The sequence below is a fragment of the Streptomyces anandii JCM 4720 genome (genome assembly GCF_014650655.1).
In the GTDB taxonomy this organism is placed as follows: Bacteria; Actinomycetota; Actinomycetes; order Streptomycetales; family Streptomycetaceae; genus Streptomyces; species Streptomyces anandii.
In genome coordinates, this window is record NZ_BMVJ01000033.1 from 1 (window position 1) to 3,666 (window position 3,666).

The window sequence follows — 3,666 nt, forward strand, 5'->3', positions numbered from 1 at the left end:
ATCGAAGTGAACGTCCTCGCGCCGACGGTGCTGACCCGTGCGGCTGTCCCCGGCATGCTGGCACGCGGCCGGGGGACGGTCGTCAACGTGGCCTCACTGCTGGCGTTCGCCGGTGACCTGCCGCCCGGCCCTCTCCCGCACCGAGCCGTTTACGCGGGCAGCAAGGGGTACATGGTGACGTTCACCAGGACCCTCGCCGCAGAGCTGGCGGGGACGCCCGTACACGTGCAGGTCGTGTGCCCGGGACTGACCGCCACCGAGTTTCACCTCGGCACGGGCCTGGATCCCGTGCCGGGCCGGACACGGGTGCACGACGAGGGCGGGATGCCCGCTGCCGACGTGGTCACCGCTTCCCTCGCCGCCGTGGAGACCGGCGAGGTGGTCTGCGTGCCCGGCCTGTCCGAGCCCGAGGCCCTGACGCGACTGACCGACGCGGAGTTGGCCCTTCGCAAGTCTTCCGGTACCGACCTGGCCCCCCGCTACCGCGCGGGGGCGCACTCGCCCGAATGATCCAGCGCAGGCCCCCGGTGGCCCCGGGCGGTGGACCGACGCCGGTCCGTGAAACGCGGGGTCATTCAGGCCCTGCGGGGCCCGTCGCCGCTGGCCGTGACGTGGTCCGCTCGTGCCGGAGTGCGTTGCCCGCCGATGCCCTGGCGCCCAGCCCCGCGGCGGCCACCGTCAGCGACCTCCCTGCGGCAGGTGAGCCGTACCGAGTCAGCCCGTGGCGTGGACTGCCTTCGGCTGCCACAGCGCGGCTTCATGGAAGCCTGGGTAGAAGAAGAGCCCAGGACGGGAGTACTCAGGGAGGACACGGTGGACACGGTGGACACGGTGGACTGGGGTCGCTTCGCGCAGCAGATGGCCTCGATGGCGCGCAATCTGCTGGCGCAGGATTCGGTGGCGGCGACCCTGGAGCGGATCACCGCGTCGGCCACCGAGCTGGTCGACGGCTGTGACGCGGCCGGCATCCTCGTGCTTCACGACAAGCAGGTCGCGACCCTTGCTCCCACCAGCCAGATGGTCATCGACAGCGATCGCCTCCAGGAGCGCCTGGGGGAGGGTCCCTGCTTCGACGTCGTCCGCAGCTCGCAGGGCGAGCGGGTCTTCCGCATCGCGGACCTCACCGACGAACATCAACGCTGGCCCGCCTACGCCCCGCAGGCCCACAAGCTCGGGGTGGGCAGCATGATGGGCTTCCTGCTGTTCACTGACGACGAAGGCCTCGGCGCCCTGAACCTCTACTCCCGTGAACCGGGCGCGTTCACCACCACCAGCGAGACGGCCGGCTGGTTGCTGGCCGCCCACGCTGCCATCGCCTTTTCCGCCGCGCGGACCCACGCCCAGATGGAACAGGCCGTCGCCACCCGCCACACCATCGGCGAGGCCATGGGCATCCTGATGGGCGCGCATCACCTCACCGAAGAGCAAGCCTTCGACGTCCTGCGCTCCTACTCCCAGGAAAACAACATCAAACTCCGCGAGGTCGCCCGCCTCGTCTGCGAACAGGGGGCCCTCTGACCAACGCTGCGCCGTGGCTGCCCTCACGTGGACGGCAGGCAGCGTGCCGCTCTTCCCGGTGCACGCGACGCTCATCGCCTGACCGGCGACGCTCGCGCCGCCACGTGTGGGCGATGGCTGGCGTGGCACTCGCCATGTGCGGGCCGGCCGACCTGACGGAGCGGCCCGGCCGGACGACGTGTACCACCGCGGGAGGACGGTGTCGGGGTGACCGAGGGCAATCCTTGCGCGAGGCGGTCCAGTTGAAACGCGGCAAGCAGTACGCCGTCGCCGCCTCCGGGCAGTGGACCGACGAGGAGTACGGCCGGCGCCGGTTGCCCGCAGGCGAGGTCCACGCCTGGGAGCCTGGCCGGAACGAGACCGTTTGCGGGCTGTCCCTCAGCCGCTCGCAACTCACTCGCTTCCCGCACATCCGCTGGCCCGACACCTTCCCTGAATCCGGCGGCGCCGCCGACCGGGTGCAGCGGGTGTGCCGACGCTGCGCCTCCGTGGCCGGATGCCGCGGCGGTGACGCACGCCCACGCTGGCACCGCGTCCGTCCCCGCCCATGAGCGCACCGCGTCGGCGGCACGCCGTCCGCGAGCAGGAAGGGAGAACGGCAATGCGACGTCGTGGCCCGGTGTGCGTCGCCACCGCTTCGATCGGGTCCTGCCGGCGAAGTGACGGGGCTCGCCGTGGTTGACAGGGCCACAGCCGCCCCGGCACTGGTACGGATGGTCCAGGCCAGTCATGCGATCACGCTGGAGCAGCTTCCGGACCTGATCGCCGAGCACGCCGCCGAGGCCGGCCTGTACGACGTGGCCGTCTTCGTCGTCGACATCCGCGAGACGGTGCTGCGTCGGCTCACCGGCAACGGGCTCGACGCCGCGGCAGGAGGGGAGGATTTCACCGTCGAGGGCAGTTTGGCCGGCCAGGCCTACCAGCACGTGGACGTGCTCGCCGAGCCGGCGGCGTCAGGTGTGCCGAGCGGGTGGCGGCGGTGGTGGGTGGCCGTCACCGACGGCGTGGAGCGCCTGGGCGTGATCCGGGCCGACAGCCGGACCGACGACGAACCGACGCGTGAGGCCCTGCGCGACCTGGCGTCGATGACGGCGCTGCTGCTGCTCAGCAAGCGTTCCTTCAGCGACTCCTACGCCCGGCTGGTGCGCACCGAGGCGATGAACGTCGCCGCCGAGATGCAGTGGAATCTCACCCCGCCGCCCGCCTTTGCCGGATACGACGTCACGGTGGGTGCGGTGATGGAACCGGCCTACCAGGTCGGCGGTGACGCCTTCGACTACGCCGTCGCCGGCACCGCTTTGCATCTGAGCGTCTTCGACGCCATGGGACACGACACGACCGCTGGTATCACCGCGAACGTCGCCGTCGCGGCCTGCCGCAACGCCCGCCGCCAGGGCGCGTCCCTGGCCGAGACCAGCGCGCAGGTGGAACAGGTGCTGCTGCGGCAGTTCGGCACCAGCCGGTACGTCACCGGCATCCTGGCCGACCTCGACATGGCGAGCGGGCGACTGACCTGGATCAACCGCGGTCACCCCCTGCCGGTCCTCATCCGCGACAATCGCTGGACGACAGAGCTGGCCTGCCCGCCGGCCGGACCCATGGGGACCGATCTTGGCCTGCCGGTGACCGAGTGCGCCGAACAGTTGCAACCCGGTGACCGCCTGCTGTTCTACACCGACGGGATCACCGAGGCCCGCGACGCCCGCGGCGACGAGTTCGGCCGGGACCGGTTCGTCGACTTCATCCGCCGCCACCACGCAGGCCGGCAAACCCTGCACGAAACCCTGCGCCGGCTCATGGCCGCCGTCATGGATCACAACGACGGGCGCCTGGCCGACGACGCCACCGTCCTGCTCACCGAATGGCGCGGCGGCCACCAGGACGAACTGACCCCATGAGCCACGGAGGCCCCCGCAGGAGCGGCACGTGAGCACCGACCCGCCCGCCCGCGAGGCGGCGATGGCCGACCGGCCCCGCGCAAGTCCGGTCGGCCAATCGGCCGTCAACTCTGCTCGAGGTACAGATGGATCGGACCGCGAAGGACGGGACTGCGCCGGTACGGCGGCGGGTCGGCCACCAGCCGGGGCCGGTCGAGGCGGCGTACCAGCTCGGTCAGGGCGATCTGGGTCTCCCGGCGGGCGAGCGGAC

4 protein-coding genes and 1 pseudogene are annotated in these 3,666 nt (G+C 71.5%); 4 read left to right on the forward strand and 1 reads right to left on the reverse strand.

Features of this window, described 5'->3' with window-relative positions; translation table 11 throughout:
* From IE249_RS33135 to IE249_RS33145, 4 genes are all read left to right on the forward strand, one after another.
* A partial coding sequence (locus tag IE249_RS33135; protein ID WP_189710850.1) for an SDR family NAD(P)-dependent oxidoreductase occupies positions 1-510 on the forward strand: 510 nt, incomplete at its 5' end.
* 348 nt (positions 511-858) lie between these two features.
* Positions 859-1,518, forward strand: a complete 660-nt coding sequence (locus IE249_RS33140; protein WP_189710936.1) for a GAF and ANTAR domain-containing protein — start codon at positions 859-861, stop codon at positions 1,516-1,518.
* 242 nt (positions 1,519-1,760) lie between these two features.
* Positions 1,761-2,069, forward strand: coding sequence for a hypothetical protein (locus IE249_RS39290; RefSeq protein WP_229859828.1), 309 nt, complete (start codon positions 1,761-1,763; stop codon positions 2,067-2,069).
* 162 nt (positions 2,070-2,231) lie between these two features.
* Entirely contained in the window at positions 2,232-3,416 is a 1,185-nt protein-coding gene (locus IE249_RS33145) for a PP2C family protein-serine/threonine phosphatase (RefSeq protein WP_189710937.1), read from the forward strand.
* 104 nt (positions 3,417-3,520) lie between these two features.
* Here the strand turns inward: IE249_RS33145 and IE249_RS39295 are convergent.
* Positions 3,521-3,666 (reverse strand): annotated as a pseudogene (locus tag IE249_RS39295) (cytochrome P450); the annotation flags it as partial.